At 67.7% G+C, this 17302-nt stretch carries 13 protein-coding genes; all 13 read left to right on the plus strand.

Annotated features, from left to right (window positions below; genetic code table 11):
- Positions 1 to 9: 9 nt before the first annotated feature.
- The 13 genes from edd (at position 10) to malE (H9L41_RS09640) (ending at position 17170) form a co-directional block, all read left to right on the plus strand.
- A complete protein-coding gene (gene edd, locus H9L41_RS09580) occupies positions 10 to 1833 on the plus strand; it encodes a phosphogluconate dehydratase (RefSeq protein ID WP_028446728.1) in 1824 nt (607 codons plus the stop codon).
- A 48-nt stretch (positions 1834 to 1881) separates the two neighbouring features.
- Complete coding sequence (locus H9L41_RS09585; RefSeq protein WP_028446729.1) at positions 1882 to 2508, plus strand: bifunctional 4-hydroxy-2-oxoglutarate aldolase/2-dehydro-3-deoxy-phosphogluconate aldolase; 627 nt, start codon at positions 1882 to 1884, stop codon at positions 2506 to 2508.
- Between the two features lie 280 nt (positions 2509 to 2788).
- Positions 2789 to 4084: a maltoporin gene (locus H9L41_RS09590; protein ID WP_028446730.1), complete on the plus strand. Its 1296-nt coding sequence runs from the start codon at positions 2789 to 2791 to the stop codon at positions 4082 to 4084.
- Positions 4085 to 4288: 204 nt separating this feature from the next.
- Entirely contained in the window at positions 4289 to 5956 is a 1668-nt protein-coding gene (locus tag H9L41_RS09595) for an alpha-glucosidase family protein (protein ID WP_028446731.1), read from the plus strand.
- Between the two features lie 110 nt (positions 5957 to 6066).
- Positions 6067 to 7161, plus strand: a complete 1095-nt coding sequence (locus tag H9L41_RS09600; RefSeq protein ID WP_028446732.1) for an ABC transporter ATP-binding protein — start codon at positions 6067 to 6069, stop codon at positions 7159 to 7161.
- 67 nt (positions 7162 to 7228) lie between these two features.
- Complete coding sequence (malE, locus tag H9L41_RS09605; RefSeq protein ID WP_028446733.1) at positions 7229 to 8407, plus strand: maltose/maltodextrin ABC transporter substrate-binding protein MalE; 1179 nt, start codon at positions 7229 to 7231, stop codon at positions 8405 to 8407.
- Positions 8408 to 8614: 207 nt separating this feature from the next.
- Complete coding sequence (gene malF / locus H9L41_RS09610; protein WP_051319111.1) at positions 8615 to 10135, plus strand: maltose ABC transporter permease MalF; 1521 nt, start codon at positions 8615 to 8617, stop codon at positions 10133 to 10135.
- Positions 10136 to 10352: 217 nt separating this feature from the next.
- Positions 10353 to 11243: a maltose ABC transporter permease MalG gene (malG, locus tag H9L41_RS09615; protein ID WP_028446735.1), complete on the plus strand. Its 891-nt coding sequence runs from the start codon at positions 10353 to 10355 to the stop codon at positions 11241 to 11243.
- Between the two features lie 163 nt (positions 11244 to 11406).
- Complete coding sequence (locus tag H9L41_RS09620; RefSeq protein WP_034607326.1) at positions 11407 to 11838, plus strand: pullulanase-associated domain-containing protein; 432 nt, start codon at positions 11407 to 11409, stop codon at positions 11836 to 11838.
- Between the two features lie 57 nt (positions 11839 to 11895).
- Positions 11896 to 13614, plus strand: a complete 1719-nt coding sequence (locus H9L41_RS09625) for an alpha-amylase family glycosyl hydrolase (protein WP_028446737.1) — start codon at positions 11896 to 11898, stop codon at positions 13612 to 13614.
- Positions 13615 to 13776: 162 nt separating this feature from the next.
- Positions 13777 to 14649: an aldo/keto reductase gene (locus H9L41_RS09630; RefSeq protein WP_028446738.1), complete on the plus strand. Its 873-nt coding sequence runs from the start codon at positions 13777 to 13779 to the stop codon at positions 14647 to 14649.
- Positions 14650 to 14782: 133 nt separating this feature from the next.
- Positions 14783 to 15796 carry a type I glyceraldehyde-3-phosphate dehydrogenase gene (gene gap / locus H9L41_RS09635; protein WP_028446739.1) on the plus strand — a complete coding sequence of 338 codons (1014 nt, stop codon included), beginning with the start codon at positions 14783 to 14785 and terminating at the stop codon, positions 15794 to 15796.
- 213 nt (positions 15797 to 16009) lie between these two features.
- Complete coding sequence (gene malE / locus H9L41_RS09640; RefSeq protein ID WP_034607328.1) at positions 16010 to 17170, plus strand: maltose/maltodextrin ABC transporter substrate-binding protein MalE; 1161 nt, start codon at positions 16010 to 16012, stop codon at positions 17168 to 17170.
- Positions 17171 to 17302 lie beyond the last annotated feature (132 nt).

Raw genomic sequence — 17302 nt, forward strand, 5'->3', positions numbered from 1 at the left:
GGAGTGTTGATGAGTCTGCATCCGCGCCTGGTCGAAGTGACCGAGCGAATCCGCCAGAAGAGCCAGCCGAGCCGCGATGCCTATCTCGGCCGCGTGGCTGCATGGGCCGCCAAGGAGCCCGTGCGCAAGGGCCTGTCCTGCACCAACCTGGCCCATGCCTACGCCGCCGCGCCGGCCGGCGACAAGATCATGCTGCGCGAGCAGCGCCAGCCCAATATCGCCATCGTTTCGGCCTACAACGAGATGCTGTCGGCCCACCAGCCGCTCGAGCACTATCCCGAGGTCATCCGCCGCGCCGCGCGCGAAGCCGGCGCCACCGCGCAGTTCGCCGGCGGCGTGCCGGCCATGTGCGACGGCGTGACGCAGGGCCAGGCCGGCATGGAGCTGAGCCTGTTCTCGCGCGACGTGATCGCCATGAGCACCGCGATCGCGCTGAGCCACCAGATGTTCGACGCCACGCTGTGCCTCGGCGTGTGCGACAAGATCGTGCCGGGCCTGCTGATCGGCGCGCTGCAGTTCGGCCACCTGCCGACGATCTTCGTGCCGGCCGGCCCGATGACCTCGGGCATGGAGAACAAGGAGAAGGCGCGCATCCGCCAGCTCTACGCCGAGGGCAAGATCGACCGTCAGGGCCTGCTCGAAGCCGAGGAGAAGTCCTACCACGGCCCCGGTACCTGCACCTTCTACGGCACCGCCAATTCCAACCAGATGCTCATGGAGATCATGGGCCTGCACCTGCCCGGCACCGCCTTCGTCAATCCGGGCACGCCGCTGCGCGAGGCGCTGACGGCCGAGTCGGCCCGCCGCGCCGCCGCCATCACCGCGCTGGGCCGCGACTACATCCCGCTGGCGCAGGTGATCGACGAGCGCGCCATCGTCAACGGCCTGGTCGGCCTGATGGCGACCGGCGGCTCGACCAACCACGCCATCCACCTGATCGCCATCGCCCGCGCCGCCGGCATCGTGATCGACTGGACCGACTTCGACGACCTGTCGGCCATCGTGCCGCTGCTGGCCAAGGTCTACCCCAACGGCGGCGCCGACGTGAACCACTTCCATGCCGCCGGCGGCATGGGCTACCTGATCGCCCGGCTGATCGAGGCCGGTCTGGTGCACGAGGACGTGCAGACGGTGATGGGGCAGGGTCTGTCCCGCTACGCGCAGGAGCCGTGGCTCGATGAGGGCCGGCTGGCCTGGCGCGCCTCGCCGGCGCAGAGCCAGGACCCGAAGGTGCTGGCCACGGTCGAGGCGCCGTTTCAGCCCGACGGCGGCCTGCGCCTCTTGGCCGGCAACCTCGGCCGCGCCGTCATCAAGGTCTCGGCGGTGCAGCACGAGCACCGCGTGGTCGAGGCGCCGGCCGTGGTGTTCGACTCGCAGGACGCGCTGATCGCGGCCTTCAAGCGCGGCGAGCTGGAGAAGGACTTCGTCGCGGTGATCCGCTTCCAGGGCCCGCGCGCCAACGGCATGCCGGAACTGCACAAGCTGACGCCCTCGCTGGGCGTGCTGCAGGACCGCGGCTTCAAGGTCGCGCTGGTCACCGACGGCCGCATGTCGGGCGCCTCGGGCAAGGTGCCGGCGGCGATCCACGTCACCCCCGAAGTGCTGGCCGGCGGCCCGCTCGGCCGGGTGCGCGACGGCGACCTGATCCGCCTCGACGCCGAGGCCGGCGTGCTCGAAGCGCTGGTGCCGGCCGAGCTGTGGGCCGCGCGCGAGCAACCGACCGCCGACCTCGGCGGCAACGAGCACGGCTACGGCCGCGAGCTGTTCGCCGCCTTCCGCCATGTCGCCACCGGCGCCGAGGAAGGCGCCATGAGCTTCATGCTGCCGCAATGAACGATTGAACGCCCGGCTCCCGGTGGGGCAGGGCTGGAGAAGCAAGCGATGTCGAAGATCCGAGAAATCATGCGCGCCTCGCCGGTCATGCCGGTGATCGTGATCGACCGCGTCGAGGACGCCGTGCCGCTGGCGCAGGCGCTGGTCGCCGGCGGCATCCGGGTGCTCGAGGTGACGCTGCGCACCGCCGCCGCGCTCGATTCGATCCGCGCCATCGCCGCCGCGGTGCCCGAAGCCATCGTCGGCGTCGGCACGGTGACGCGGCCGGCGCAGTTCGCCGAGGTGAAGGCGGCCGGTGCGGTGTTCGCCGTCACGCCGGGGCTGACCGAGGAACTGGCCGCTGCCGCGCGCGCCGCCGACATGCCGCTGCTGCCGGGCGTGATGACGCCGTCCGAGGTGATCGCCGCGCTGGGTTGGGGCTTCGACGCGATGAAGCTGTTCCCGGCCGAGCAGGCCGGCGGTATCGGCATGCTCAAGGCGCTCGGCGGCCCGCTGGCCGAGGTGCTGTTCTGTCCGACCGGCGGCGTCTCGCTCGAAAGCGCGCCCAAGTTCCTGGCGCTGCCCAACGTCGGCTGCGTCGGCGGATCGTGGCTGGTGCCGAAGGACCGCGTGGCGGCCGGCGACTGGGCCGCGATCACCACCCTGGCCCGCGAGGCCGCCGCGCTGCGCGGCTGATCGACCGAATCCCGCGCCGTTCCGGCCCAACCCGGGGCGGCGCAAAGAAGTACCCGAGCAGTAGAAGCAATCACGACGCTTCCGTCTAGAGAAGCGCAGGTATCACCCGGCGGCGGCCTCGAAGCCGCAGCCGGGATAGGCGTAGCGAAGCGACCCACCTCTCCGTCAGGGTACGCAGAGCACGCCCCCGTCCTCGTGCGGGGCAATGGTGTGCAACACCAGGTCGGAAAGCCCTCTGGCGATCCGATTTCTATCCAACCAAACGGAGAGGAGTGATCCGATGACTCGCAAGAGCAAGCTGTTTGCTGCCCTGGTGGCGGCGTTCGCGGCGCAGGCCGGCATGGCTGCATCTGTTGACTATCATGGCTACATCCGAAGCGGTTCGGGCGGCAATTCCGAAGGCGGCAAGGAAGCCTGCTTCCGCATCAACGCACCGGCCATGGCCGGCGTGGTCGGTGGTGCCGGCCGCCTGGGCAACGAGTGCGACACCTACGGCGAGCTGGCCTTCGACGCCGCCATGGGCGAAGCCGGCGGCGTGAACTTCAAGCTGCACACCATGCTGGCCTTCGGTACCCAGCAGACCGGCGACTGGGAGCAGAACACCCCGTCCTGGCGCCAGGCATGGATCGAAGCCGGCAACGTCGGCCGCGGCGCGCTCGAGAACGCCACGATCTGGGCCGGTAAGCGCTACTACCGCCGCGCCGACGTGCACATCGTCGACTTCTTCACCTCGGAAGTGACCGGCCCCGGCGCCGGTATCGAGAACATCGACGTCGGCTTCGCCAAGCTGTCCTACGCGCTGTTCCGCAACAACTCGCAGGACTGGAGCGACAAGCCGATCGGCGGCTACAACCCGCAAGTCGGCGACAACGGCAAGAAGTCGTTCTCCGACCACGACATCCGCCTGGAAGGCATCAACGTCGGCTTCGGCTCGCTGGGCTTCCAGACCAACTTCGTGCAGAAGAACCTCGACGACGACGAAGCGAGCATCCAGGGCAAGAACGGCTGGGCCTTCGACGTGAACCACTTCGTCAGCGACCCGGTCGGCCTCGGCGGCTTCAACCGCCTGGACTTCCAGATCGCCCGCGACGGCGCCAACCTCAACGGCACCGCCAAGAACTGGACCAGCAACTCGGACAAGTACCGCGCCTGGCGCCTGGTCGAACACATGGTGTTCGAGCCCAAGAACAGCGCCTGGAACGGTGCCGTGTTCGTCGGCTACGGCCAGGAAGCCTACGGCGACGCCGACTACAGCAAGTCGTTCAGCCTGGTCGCCCGTCCGATCTTCCACTTCAACGACGCCTACAGCATCGCCTTCGAGGCCGGCACCACGCGTGTCAAGCCCGCCACCGGCGATCGCTACTACCTGAACAAGTTCACCGTCGCCCCGCAGATCTCGATGGGCAAGGGCTTCTGGGCCCGTCCGGTGATCCGTGCCTACTACACCTACGCCAACTGGAACGACGCCGCCGGCAACCCGGTCTGCACCGGTCGTGACTGCGGCGTGCCGATGACGGGCTTCGCCGGCAAGACCAACGGCTCGTCCTACGGCGTGCAGATGGAAACCTGGTGGTAAATCGGTCGGGCTATCGCCCAACCGTGTGAAAAGTGAAACGTGAATGGTGAAGCGTGGCGCACTGCCACGCTTCGCTGCCGCCCTGCGCGGCATCGCGTTTCATGAGATCGAGCGATCGGAGGTGAAGCGTGGAAGGTGGCCGTGCGCCACGTTTCACGTTTCACCGCCGCGCAGCGGCATCACGTTTCACTGGCTTTTCATTCCATGACCTCCAAAAAGCACTCCCCCGATTCCGAATGGTGGCGCGGTGGCGTCATCTATCAGATCTATCCGCGCAGCTTCGCCGACAGCAACGGCGACGGCGTAGGCGACATTCCCGGCATCATCGAGCGGCTGCCCTACGTGGCCAGCCTCGGCGTCGACGCGATCTGGATCTCGCCCTTCTTCAAGTCGCCGATGAAGGACTTCGGCTACGACGTGTCGGACTACTGCGACGTCGATCCGCTGTTCGGCGACCTGGCCGCCTTCGACAAGCTGGTGGCGCGCGCCCATGAGCTCGGTCTCAAGGTGATGATCGACCAGGTGCTGAGCCACTGCTCGGATCAGCACGCCTGGTTCAAGGAAAGCCGGCAGAGCCGCGACAATCCCAAGGCCGACTGGTTCGTCTGGGCCGATCCGCAGCCGGACGGCACGCCGCCCAACAACTGGCTGTCGGTGTTCGGCGGTTCGGCCTGGCAATGGGAGTCGCGCCGCAAGCAGTATTTCCTGCACAACTTCCTGGCCTCGCAGCCGGACCTGAATTTCCACAATCCTGCGGTGCAGGACGCCATGCTCGCCTCGATCCGCTTCTGGCTCGAGCGCGGCGTCGACGGCTTCCGCTTCGACGCCTGCAACTTCCATTTCCACGACCGCAAGCTGCGTGCCAATCCGCCGGCCGCCGCGCGCGATTCGAAGACCGTCAGCGCCGACAATCCCTACGGCCTGCAGTCGCACAAGTACGACAAGACCCAGCCCGAGAACCTGGCCTTCCTGCAGCGCGTGCGCGTGCTGCTCGACCAGTACGGCGCGGCCTCGGTCGGCGAGGTCGGCGACGACGATTCGCTCAAGACCATGGCGCAGTACACCTCGGGCGGCGACAAGCTGCACATGGCCTACAGCTTCAACCTGCTGACGCCCGACGGCTCGGCCGGCTATATCCGCCGCCAGGTCGAGGAGCTCGAGCAGCGGCTGAAGAAGACCGGCAGGAAGATGGGCGCCGAGGGCTGGGGCTGCTGGAGCATCGGCAACCACGACGTGCAGCGCGTGCTGACGCGCTGGCGCAAAGAGGCCGAGCCGGCCGACGACCTGCGCCGCGCCAAGCTCCTCCTGGCCATGTCGGCCAGCCTCAAGGGCAGCCTGTGCATCTACCAGGGCGAGGAACTGGCGCTGACCGAGGCCGACATCCCGTTCGAACAGCTGCAGGACCCGTACGGCATCGCCTTCTGGCCCGAATTCAAGGGCCGCGACGGTTGCCGCACGCCGATGCCGTGGCAGGCCAAGGCCAGGCACGGCGGCTTCTCGACCGGCAAGCCCTGGCTGCCGCTGCCCAAGGAGCACCTGGCGCGCGCGGCCGACCAGCAGGAGAACGACGCGGCCTCGCCGCTGAACTTCTACCGCCGCTTCCTCAGCTGGCGCAGCCGCCAGGCCGTGCTCAAGGTCGGCGACATCGACTTCGTCAAGGCCGACGAGCCGCTGCTGGTGTTCACCCGCACGCACGGCAAGGAAACCTGGCTGTGCGCCTTCAACCTCGGCGCCGCGGCGGTCGAACTGAAGCTGCCCAAGGCGCTGCGTTCGGCGCGGCCGTTCGAAGGCCACGGCCTCGAAGGCGGCCGCATCGACGAGCAGGGCCGGCTGCACCTGGCCGGCTACGGCGGGCTGTTCGCACGAGTCTGATCGACCCGATGCCGTTGCGGTAAGGTATGCGACCAGCATTCCTTGCCTCGACGGCATCCAGTACCCGCCCCGGCGAGGGCGGGACGCAACCAACACGGAGCAGAGCAAACATGGCCGAAGTCGTCCTGCGCGGCATCCGCAAATCGTTCGGCGAGATCGAGACCCTGCACGGCATCGATCTCGATATCAAGGACGGCGAATTCGTCGTCTTCGTCGGTCCCTCGGGCTGCGGCAAGTCCACCTTGCTGCGCACCATCGCCGGCCTGGAGGACATCACCTCGGGCGAGCTCACCATCGGCGGCGAGCGCTGCAACGACACGCCGCCGTCCAAGCGCGGCGTCGCCATGGTGTTCCAGAGCTACGCGCTCTACCCGCACATGACGGTGGCCGAGAACATGGCCTTCGGCCTGAAGCTGGCCGGCGTCGACAAGAAAGAGATGAAGACCGCGGTCGACCGCGCCGCCAAGATCCTGCAGATCGAGCACCTGCTCGAGCGCAAGCCCAAGGCCCTGTCCGGCGGCCAGCGCCAGCGCGTGGCGATCGGCCGCGCCATCGTGCGCAAGCCCAACGTGTTCCTGTTCGACGAGCCGCTGTCCAACCTCGACGCCGCGCTGCGCGTGCAGATGCGCATCGAGATCACCAAGCTGCACCGCGAGCTGAAGACCACCATGGTCTACGTCACCCACGACCAGGTCGAGGCGATGACGCTGGCCGACCGCATCGTGGTGCTCAACGCCGGCAACGTCGAGCAGGTCGGCTCGCCGCTGGAGCTCTACCACCATCCGCGCAACCTGTTCGTGGCCGGCTTCATCGGCTCGCCCAAGATGAACTTCATCGAGGGCAAGCTGACCGCCGCGGGCGAGGGCCAGGCCACGGTGCAACTGGCCGACGGCTCGAGCGTGACGGTGGCGGTCGACGCGCGCGACGGCCAGGTCGGCGGCAAGGTCACGCTCGGCATCCGGCCCGAGCATGTCGCCTTCGACGGCACCGTCAGCTCGGTCGGCGGCCAGGTGATCGCGGTCGAGCACCTCGGCGAAGCCACCATCTTCTACCTGCAGGTGGCCGGCGCGGCCGAGCCGCTGGTGGTGCGCGCCGACGCCGAGCACGACGCCAAGCCGGGCGAGACCCTGCAGATCGGCCTGCCGCCGGGCCGCTGCTATCTGTTTAACGAAGCTGGAATCGCCTTCCAGCGGGTTAAAGCGTAGTCACCGGCGGGCCTCGCACCCTGCCGGGACTGCTGTACCACCAAACCACAATACGAATGGAGTGATCATGACCCTGAGCAAAACCCTGATTGCCGCCGCGCTGGCATCCGGCTTCGGCGTGGCCCACGCGGCCGACGCCGGCAAGCTGCTGCTGTGGATCAACGGCGACAAAGGCTACAACGGCGTGCAGAAGGTCGGCGACGAGTACGCCAAGAAGTCCGGCGTCAGCCTGACCGTCGAACACCCGGAAGACGCCCCGAACAAGTTCCAGCAGGCCGCCGCGGCCGGCAAGGGCCCGGACATCTGGTGCTGGCCGCACGACCGCGCCGGCGAGTGGGTCGGTGCCGGCCTGCTGCAACCGGTGACGCCGTCCAAGAAGGTGCGCGACGAGATCGATCCGCTGGCCTGGAAGGCCTTCACCATCGGCGGCAAGACCTGGGGCTACCCGATCTCGATCGAGGCCGTGGCGCTGGTCTACAACAAGGATCTGGTGCCGAACCCGCCCAAGACCTTCGAAGAGATCGCCGCGCTGGACAAGAAGCTGTCGGCCCAGGGCAAGAAGGCCATCCTGTGGGACTACAACAACACCTACTTCACCTGGCCGCTGCTGGCCGCCGGCGGCGGCTACGCCTTCAAGCTCAAGGCTGACGGCAACTACGACCCGACCGACACCGGCGTCAACAACGCCGGCGCGCTCAAGGGCGTCGAGACGCTGCGCGCGCTGATCGACGGCGGCGTGATGCCCAAGGGCTCGGGCTACGCCGAGATGGAAGCCGGCATGGCCAAGGGCAACGTGGCGATGATGATCAACGGCCCGTGGTCGTGGGACAACCTCAAGACCGCCAAGATCAACTTCGGCGTGGCGCCGATCCCGAGCGTGGGCGGCAAGAAGGCCGCGCCCTTCGTCGGCGTGCTCGGCTGCATGATCAACCGCGCCTCGGCGAACAAGGAAGTGGCGGTCGACTTCATCGAGAACTACCTGCTGAGCGTGAACGGCCTGAAGACCATCAACGCCGACGTGCCGCTGGGCACCCCGGCCAACAAGGCCTTCTTCAAGGAGCTGGCCGGCGACGCCAACATCAAGGCCACCATGGCTTCGGCCCAGGCCGGTGCGCCGATGCCGAACAACCCGGAAATGGGCCGCTTCTGGTCGTCGATGGCTGCCGCGCTGCAGAACATCACCGGCGGCCGCCAGTCGCCGAAGGAAGGCCTCGACGCCGCCGCCAAGCGGATCAAGGGTCAGTAAGCAGTCAGCAGTCGCAGCAAGGCCGCCGTCCCGCAGGGGAGGGCGGCCGGCCTTCCGCGAGGGAGGCCTTTTCCGAGCGGGTTGACCGGCCCGGCACATGCCGCCGCAGTAAGTCGGGTTCGTAGGCCCGTGGCCCCGGCCGCCGCCAGGCCAGCCCGCTCGGAAAAGCCACACATATAAAAACGCAACGAGACCGAGACCAAAGCAATGACGCGCAAGCTGGAACACTGGGTATTGCTCGCGCTGGCGGGCATCCTCCTGCTGGCAGGGCTCTACCTGACCTTCAAGATGTACGCCGCCGGGCAGCCGGTGCTGGCGGTGATCTGCCTCGGCATCCTCGGCTTCGCCGTGTTCGTCTACAGCTCCGGCCGGGCCTACGCCTACCGCTACCTGTTCCCGGGGCTCTTGGCGGCCATCGTGTTCGTGCTGTTCCCGCTGATCTACACCTTCGCCATCGGCTTCACCAACTACAGCTCGAAGAACCTGCTGAGCTACGAGCGGGCGCGCCAGTACTTCCTCGACGAGACCTTCACCGTCGAGGGCGAGCGCTACGCCTTCACGCTGCATGCCGACGGCGAGGCTTACCGCATCCGGCTCGAGAACGACAACGGCGACGTGTTCGTCACGCCTTCGCTGGCGCTCAAGCAGGCCGCGCCGCTGACGGTGACCGCCAAGCGCGTCGAGCCGAGCGACGCGCCCTTGGGCGAGCCGGCCGAGATCAAGACGCTGATCCAGAACCTCAAGGTGCTCAAGCTGGTGAAGGTGAAGCTGCCGAGCGGGCTGGAGGCCAGCGCGGCCGGCCTGCGCGAGTTCGCGCCGGTGCAGAAGCTCTATGTCGCCAATGCCGACGGCTCGTTCACCAACAAGCAGGACGGCACGGTGCTCAAGCCCAACTTCACCACCGGCTTCTTCGAATCGGCCGGCGAAGCGGTGCAGCCGGGCTTCAAGGTCGGCGTCGGCGTCGACAACTTCAAGCGCATCTTCAGCGAGCGCTCGTTCAGCGAGCCTTTCCTGCGCATCTTCGGCTGGACCGTGGTGTTCGCCGGCCTGACCGTGGTGTTCACCTTCGCCGTCGGCGTGGTGCTGGCGGTGGTGCTGAACTGGGAAGCGCTGCGCTTCCGCGCCGTCTACCGCGTGTTCCTGTTCCTGCCCTACGCGGTGCCGGGCTTCATCTCGATCCTGGTGTTCAAGGGCCTGTTCAGCGAGAACTCGGGCGAGATCAACCTGATCCTGAGCCAGTTGCTGGGCATCAAGCCGAACTGGTTCACCGATCCGTTCCTGGCCAAGGTGATGATCCTGATCGTCAATACCTGGCTCGGCTACCCGTACATGATGGTGCTGTGCATGGGCCTGATCAAAGCGATCCCGGCCGACCTGTACGAGGCCTCGGCGATCGCCGGCGCGGGGCCGCTGACCAACTTCTTCAAGATCACGCTGCCCTTGATCGCGCGGCCGATCACGCCGCTGCTGATTTCCGCGTTCGCCTTCAATTTCAACAACTTCGTGCTGATCGCGCTGCTGACCAACGGCCGGCCCGACTTCCTCGACACCACGGTGCCGGCGGGGACCACCGACCTCCTGGTGTCCTACACCTACCGCATCGCCTTCCAGGATTCGGGCCAGAACTTCGGCCTCGCGGCCGCCATCTCGACGGTGATCTTCGTGATGGTCGCCATCCTCTCGCTCGTCAATCTGCGGCTCACCAAAGTGAACGCGGAAAGCCGCTGAGCCATGCATCGGATATCAATCTGCAGGGCAGGCACCCGGCAAAGCCGGGCGCTCGAAGGAAGAGTCAGCTCTACCGCTGGCTTGCTCATCCAATCCGACTCCCCCCGCCCTCGCCGCCCTGGGGTCCCTGCAAAGTCACAGACTTTGCGGGGTGGGCAAGAGGGAGCCTCGCTGCGCTCGAGCGTGGCTGCCTCGACCGTCGCATAAGGAAATCGCCATGGCCGTCGTCCTCGACAAATCGCACCGCTGGCGCGTGATCGCCGCCCATCTCGGACTGATCAGCTTCATCTCGCTGATCATGTTCCCCTTTCTGATGATCCTGCTGATCAGCCTTCGGCCCGGCAACTTCGCCACCGGCGACCTGATCCCGTCGCAGATCAGCCTGGAGCACTGGAAGCTGGCACTCGGCATGTCCTACCAGGGGCCAGACGGCCAGCTGGTCACGCCGGAATTCCCGGTGCTCCTGTGGCTGTGGAACTCGATCAAGATCGCCGCCATCTCGGGCTTCATCGGCCTGGTGCTGTCGACCACCTGCGCCTACGCCTTCGCCCGCATGCGCTTCGTGTTCAAGGCGCAGCTGATCAACAGCCTGCTGCTGATGCAGATGTTCCCGACCGTGCTGGCGCTGGTGGCGATCTACGCGATCTTCGACCAGATCGGCAACTACGTGCCCTGGCTCGGCATCGACACCCACGGCGGCCTGATCCTGGCCTACACCGGCGGCATCGCGCTGCATATCTGGACCATCAAGGGCTACTTCGACACGATCCCGGTCGAGATCGAGGAGGCCGCCAAGGTCGACGGCGCGACGCCGTTCCAGGCCTTCCGCCACGTGCTGCTGCCGATGGCGGTGCCGATCCTGATGGTGGTGTTCCTGCTGGCCTTCATCCAGGGAATCATCGAGTACCCGATCGCCTCGGTGCTGCTCAAGGAGCAGAACCAGCTGACGCTGGCGGTCGGCTCCAAGATGTTCCTCTACGAGCAGAAATACCTGTGGGGCGACTTCGCCGCGGCGGCCATCCTGTCGGGCCTGCCGATCACCGTGGTGTTCCTCCTGGCGCAGAAATGGATGATCTCGGGCCTGACCGCCGGCGGCGTGAAAGGCTGACCCGGCGCGGCTGGCCGGAAGCACCGTAGGAGCGGCTTCAGCCGCGAATGCTTCCGATCCACCCTGGCCATTCGCGGCTGAAGCCGCTCCTACGGGGCGGGTCACGGCGCCATCCGGCCGAAGTTCGAAAACGGATGCTTAAACCAACAACGGAGTGATGACCATGACGAGCAAGCGTTCCTTCCTCAAGACCCTGCTGGCCGCCGTGCTGCTGGCCGCCGTGCCGGCCTTCGCCGCGCCGCCCGAGGGCTTCGTCGACCTGCATTACCACCGCCCCGACGGCAAGTACGACAAGTGGGGCCTGCACGCCTGGAAGCGCGCGCCGGGCGCCAGCGACCAGCCGCTCGACGGCGTGAGTTGGTTCTCGCCGCTCAAGCCCGACGGCCAGGACGACTTCGGCGTCTACTGGCGGCTGGCGATCAAGGATTTCGGTAGTACGGCGACGGTGAACTACATCATCCACAAGGGCGATACCAAGGATCAGAAGGGCAAGGACCAGGCCTTCGACACCAAGGAGATCAAGGAAGCCTGGGTGGTGTCGGGCGACGCCAACATCTACAAGAGCAAGGAAGAAGCGCTGGCTGCCGCGAAGTAGTCCGGCCGCCGCTCCGGGGTGGGCTCGGCCCACCCTTTTTATCGCCTCGAGATGCCCATGAAACCGACCCTGCTCGCTGCTTCCTGCCTGTCCGTCCTGCTGCTGGCCGCCTGCGCCGGCACGCCGCAATCGGCCTCACCCGACGCACCGGCGGCCGCTGCCCAGGTCGCGACCGCCGCGCCCAGGAACGACTTCGCCGCCAATCCGATCGTCTACTTCGCGATCACCGACCGCTTCCTCAACGGCAATCCGGCCAACGACGGCAGCTACGGCCGGCAGAAGGACGGCGCGCAGGAGATCGGCACCTTCCACGGCGGCGACCTGGCCGGCCTGACCGCCAAGCTCAAGGAAGGCTACTTCAAGCAGCTCGGCGTCAACGCGATCTGGATCACCGCGCCCTACGAGCAGATCCACGGCTGGGTGCAGGGCGGCAAGGCCGAGTTCAAGCACTACGCCTACCACGGCTATTTCGCGCTCGACTACACCGTGCTCGACCGCAATATGGGCACGCCGGACGAGCTGCGTGAATTCGTCGACACCGCCCACGCCCAGGGCGTGCGCGTGCTGTTCGACATCGTGATGAACCACCCGGGCTACCTCGACGTCGAGACCGCCCACCAGCTGAACATCCCGGTGCTGTGGAAAGGTGCGCACGAGCAGTACACGCTGAAGGACTACCACGGCTGGATCGACTACAACGCCGAGCGCGACAAGTGGGCCGAGTGGTGGGGCGGCGACTGGGTGCGCGCCGGCCTCAACGGCTACACCGCCGGCGGCAGCGACGACCTGACCATGCAGCTGGCCTTCCTGCCCGATTTCAAGACCAGTTCGACCAAGGCGGTCGGCCTGCCGGCCTTCCTCAAGAAGAAGACGGATACCCGCGCGACCGAGCTGCCCAACGCCACGGTGCGCGACTACCTGGTCAAGTGGCTGACCGACTGGGTGCGCGACTACGGTATCGACGGCTTCCGCTGCGATACCGCCAAGCACGTCGAACTGGCCTCCTGGGCCGCGCTCAAGGCCGGCGGCAACGCCGCGCTGGCCGACTGGAAGGCGGCCAACCCGGCCAAGAAGATCGACGACGCGCCGTTCTGGATGGTCGGCGAGGTGTTCCCGCACGGGGTCGAGCGCGATGCCTATTTCGACAACGGCTTCGACAGCCTGCTCAACTTCGACCTGCAGGACCGCAAGCTCGACGACGCGGCCGCGCTCGACGACATGTACGCCGGCTACGCCCGCAACCTGGCCGCCGGCCGCAGCGGCGGCGCCTCGTTCGACGTGCTGTCCTACATCTCCTCGCACGATACCCGGCTGTACCGGCGCGACCGCCTGATCGAGGCCGGCAGCGCGCTGCTGCTGGCGCCGGGCGGGGTGCAGATCTACTACGGCGACGAGAGCGCGCGGCCCGACGGCCCGGCCAGCGCCGGCGATCCGCAGCAGTCGACCCGCTCGGACATGAACTGGGCCAGCCTCGACGCGCGCGTGCTGGCGCACTGGCAGAAGCTCGGCCAGTTCCGTGCCCGCCACGTCGCGCTGGCGCGCGGCAAGCACCAGAAGCTCGGCGACGCGCCCTACGTGTTCTCGCGCGTGGCCGGCGCCGACCGCGTGGTGGCGGCGCCGTTCGCCCGCGGCGCGGTCAGCCTGCCGGTCGGCGGCGCGTTCCGCGACGGCGAGACGGTGCGCGACGCTTACAGCGGCGTGACCGCCAAGGTGGCCGGCGGCGTGGTCGAGCTGGAGGCGGCCGGCACGGTGCTGCTCGAATCCGCCCAGCCCTAGCCGGGAAGCGCGGCCGGCCGAAACGGATGCGCCTGTAGGAGCGGCTTCAGCCGCGAATGGCCGGCGCATCACGGATCGCCATTCGCGGCTGAAGCCGCTCCTACGGTGACGTAACCCACAGCCGCGGCGCGCACCGATTCGAATCACGATGGAAAACGGAACATGGACCTGAATTTCTCGCGCCTGATCATGGGCATGTGGCGCATCGGCGACTGGGGCCTGAGCCCGGCCGGCGTGGCCGACCTGATCGAGGCCTGCCTCGAGCTCGGCATCGACACCTTCGACCTGGCCGACATCTACACCGGCTACCAGTGCGAGGCGATGTTCGGCGCCGCGCTGGCGGCCCGGCCGGCGCTCAGGCCGCGCCTCAAGCTGATCTCCAAGTGCGGCATCGCGCTGGTGTCGGCGGCGCGGCCGGCCCACCGGGTCAAGCACTACAACACCGGCCGCGCCCACATCGTGGCCTCGGTCGAGCATTCGCTGGCCGCTACCGGCGCCGAACGGCTCGACCTGTTGCTGATCCACCGGCCCGATCCGCTGATGGACGCCGACGAGATCGCCGAGGCGTTCGGTGCGCTGCAGCGCAGCGGCAAGGTGGCGGCCTTCGGCGTGTCCAACTTCCTGCCGCACCAGCTCGACCTGCTGCAGAGCCGCCTGGAGTCGCCGCTGGCGGCCAACCAGATTGAAGTCTCGCTCTTGCACACTACATCGCTGTTCGACGGTACGCTCGACCAGTGCCAGCGTCTGCGCGCCATGCCGCAGGCCTGGTCGCCGCTCGGCGGCGGCCGGCTGGCGGCCGAGCCGGTCGATACGCCGCTGGGCCGGGTGCTGGCGCGGCTGGGCGAAGAGCTCGGCGCGACGCGCGAACAGCTGGCCATCGCCTGGCTGCTGCGCCATCCGGCGCGCATCCACCCGGTGCTCGGCAGCGGCAAGGCCGAGCGCATCCGCCAACTGGTCGAGGCCCGGCGCATCGAACTCGACCGGCAGCAGTGGTTCGAACTGCTGGAAGCGGCCATGGGCCGGGAAATGCCCTGAAGCCGGCCGGCGCCGCGGCGCCGGCCGGGTTCGCAGGATTTCGGAGTGAAGCGGCCCGCAGAGGCCAAGACGAATACAAGCAGAGCGCCCATACGGCGCCGCAACTCAATCCAGGCACCATTAGGAGCAAGCCATGACCATCCGCATCGCCATCAACGGCTACGGCCGCATCGGCCGCAACGTGTTGCGCGGCCTCTACGAGAACAACCGGCGCGACGAGTTCGAGATCGTCGCCATCAACAACCTCGGCGAGATCGAGGTGAACGCCCACCTGACCGAGTACGACACCGTGCACGGCAAGTTCCGCGCCGACGTCGGCTACGAAGGCGAGCACCTGCTGGTCAACGGCGACCGCATCCGCTACCTCAGCGTGCGCGACCCGGCCCAGCTGCCGTGGGCCGACCTCGGCGTCGACGTGGTGTTCGAGTGCACCGGCCTCTTTACCAGCAAGGCCAAGGCCTCGGCCCACCTGGCGGCCGGCGCCAGGAAGGTGATCATCTCGGCGCCCGGCGGCGACGACGTCGATGCCACCGTGGTGTTCGGCGTCAACGAGGGCAGCCTCAAGGCCGAGCACACCGTGATCTCCAACGCCAGCTGCACCACCAACTGCCTGGCCCCGCTGGTCGCCCCGCTGCACGCCGCGCTCGGCGTCGAGATGGGCCTGATGACCACGGTGCACAGCTATACCAACGACCAGGTGCTGACCGACCTCTACCATAGCGACCTGCGCCGCGCGCGCTCGGCCACCATGTCGATGATCCCGACCAAGACCGGCGCCGCCGCCGCGATCGGCCTGGTGATCCCCGAACTGGCCGGCAAGCTCGACGGCCTGGCGGTGCGCGTGCCGACCATCAACGTCTCGCTGGTCGACCTGGTGTTCACCGCCGGCCGCGACACCAGCGTGGCCGAGGTGAACGAGATCGTGAAGGCGGCCGCGGCCCAGTCGCGCGGCGGCGTGCTGACCTACAACACCAAGCCGCTGGTGTCGGTCGACTTCAATCACAACCCGGCCTCGTCGAACTTCGACGCCACCCAGACCAAGGTCAGCAACAAGCGCCTGGTCAAGGTGATGGCGTGGTACGACAACGAGTGGGGTTTCTCCAACCGCATGCTCGATACCTGCAAGGCGCTCGTGAACGCGCGCTAGGCCAGGTCGCCCCGACCACGACCGCGCGGGCCACGGCCCGCGCGGCGTGCAGGTGCCAATCCCGGCACCGAGGCGCCGCAGAGCGCCGATTCCCCGACAACGGAGTGAAGACCGATGAAGATCCGCATGCAGGACGCGGAGGGCACTGCTTTGCCCGCCGCCAGCGCAACCCTGCCCCTCGAGCCGCGCCGGCGGCTGCTTTCCGCCACCCTCATGACCCTCGCCGCCGGCCTGCTGCTCGGCGCACCGGTGTTTGCCGCCGGCAAGACGATCACCGTCTGGATCAACGGCGACAAAGGCTGGCAGGGCATCCAGAAGGTCGGCGACGACTATGCCCGCCGCACCGGCATCGCCGTCAAGGTCGAGCATCCCGACGACGCGCCGAACAAGTTCCAGCAGGCCGCGCTGGCCGGCAACGGGCCCGACGTCTGGATCTGGCCGCACGACCGCATCGGCGAGTGGATCAAGCTCGGCCTGATCGCGCCGATCACGCCGACCGAGGAAGCGCGCCGCAACATCGTCTCGGTGGCCTGGGACGCCTTCACCGTGAACGGCCAGGTGTGGGGCTACCCGCTGTCGGTCGAGGCGGTCGGGCTGATCTACAACAAGGCCCTGGTCAAGACGCCGCCACGCAGCTTCGAGGAGCTGCCGGCGCTCGACGCCCAGTTGCAGAAGCGCGGCGCCCACGCCATCCTGTGGGACTACAACAATACCTACTTCACCTGGCCGCTCCTGGCGGCCAACGGCGGCTACCCGTTCTTCCGCGACGGCCGCGGCAACTACGATCCGACCGACACCGGCGTGGCCAAGGCCGGCGCGGTGGCCGGGCTGGAGACGCTGGCCATGCTGATCGAGCGCGGCGTGATGCCCAAGGGCGCCAACTACGGCCAGATGGAAGAGCAGATGCACGCCGGCAAGCTGGCGATGATGATCAGCGGGCCGTGGGCCTGGGAAGGGCTGAAGAACGCCAAGATCGACTTCGGCGTGGCACCGTTGCCGACCGTCCGCGGCAAGCCGTCGCGGCCCTTCGTCGGCGTGCTCGGCGCGATGATCAACGCCAAGAGCCGCAACCGGAAGGAGGCGCTGGCCTTCCTCGAGCAGGGCCTCCTCAAGGTCGAGGGCCTCAAGGCGATGAACGCCGACGTGCCGCTCGGCGTGCCGGCCGACATCACGCTGTTCTGGCAGCTGTACAACGACGAAAATATCCGCAACTCGATGGACAACATCCACCTGGGCAAGCCGATGCCGTCCAATCCCGAGATGGGCAAGTTCTGGGCCGCGATGGCCAGTGCGCTGCCGCAGGTGACCGAGGGCACGGCCAAGCCGAAGGATGCGCTGCAGGCCGCCGCCGCGCAGATCGGCGGCAAGAAGTAGGGCTGGGCCGCATGCCGGCAAGGGCCGACCCGCGGGTCGGCCTTTTTATTGCCGCCGCCGGCCGGCAAAGCTTGCCGCCGGCCCCGCCTGCCGCTTGCCCTGAGCCGCCAAGTGCTTGAATCGACGGGGATC

Origin of the sequence: Chitinimonas koreensis, assembly GCF_014353015.1 — a bacterium.
In the GTDB taxonomy this organism is placed as follows: domain Bacteria; phylum Pseudomonadota; class Gammaproteobacteria; order Burkholderiales; family Chitinimonadaceae; genus Chitinimonas; species Chitinimonas koreensis.

Coding starts and splice junctions, on each gene's coding strand:
- edd (WP_028446728.1), top strand. CDS start 10: ATGAGTCTGCATCCGCGCCTGGTCGAAGTGACCGAGCGAATCCGCCAG.
- H9L41_RS09585 (WP_028446729.1), top strand. CDS start 1,882: ATGTCGAAGATCCGAGAAATCATGCGCGCCTCGCCGGTCATGCCGGTG.
- H9L41_RS09590 (WP_028446730.1), top strand. CDS start 2,789: ATGACTCGCAAGAGCAAGCTGTTTGCTGCCCTGGTGGCGGCGTTCGCG.
- H9L41_RS09595 (WP_028446731.1), top strand. CDS start 4,289: ATGACCTCCAAAAAGCACTCCCCCGATTCCGAATGGTGGCGCGGTGGC.
- H9L41_RS09600 (WP_028446732.1), top strand. CDS start 6,067: ATGGCCGAAGTCGTCCTGCGCGGCATCCGCAAATCGTTCGGCGAGATC.
- malE (WP_028446733.1), top strand. CDS start 7,229: ATGACCCTGAGCAAAACCCTGATTGCCGCCGCGCTGGCATCCGGCTTC.
- malF (WP_051319111.1), top strand. CDS start 8,615: ATGACGCGCAAGCTGGAACACTGGGTATTGCTCGCGCTGGCGGGCATC.
- malG (WP_028446735.1), top strand. CDS start 10,353: ATGGCCGTCGTCCTCGACAAATCGCACCGCTGGCGCGTGATCGCCGCC.
- H9L41_RS09620 (WP_034607326.1), top strand. CDS start 11,407: ATGACGAGCAAGCGTTCCTTCCTCAAGACCCTGCTGGCCGCCGTGCTG.
- H9L41_RS09625 (WP_028446737.1), top strand. CDS start 11,896: ATGAAACCGACCCTGCTCGCTGCTTCCTGCCTGTCCGTCCTGCTGCTG.
- H9L41_RS09630 (WP_028446738.1), top strand. CDS start 13,777: ATGGACCTGAATTTCTCGCGCCTGATCATGGGCATGTGGCGCATCGGC.
- gap (WP_028446739.1), top strand. CDS start 14,783: ATGACCATCCGCATCGCCATCAACGGCTACGGCCGCATCGGCCGCAAC.
- malE (WP_034607328.1), top strand. CDS start 16,010: ATGACCCTCGCCGCCGGCCTGCTGCTCGGCGCACCGGTGTTTGCCGCC.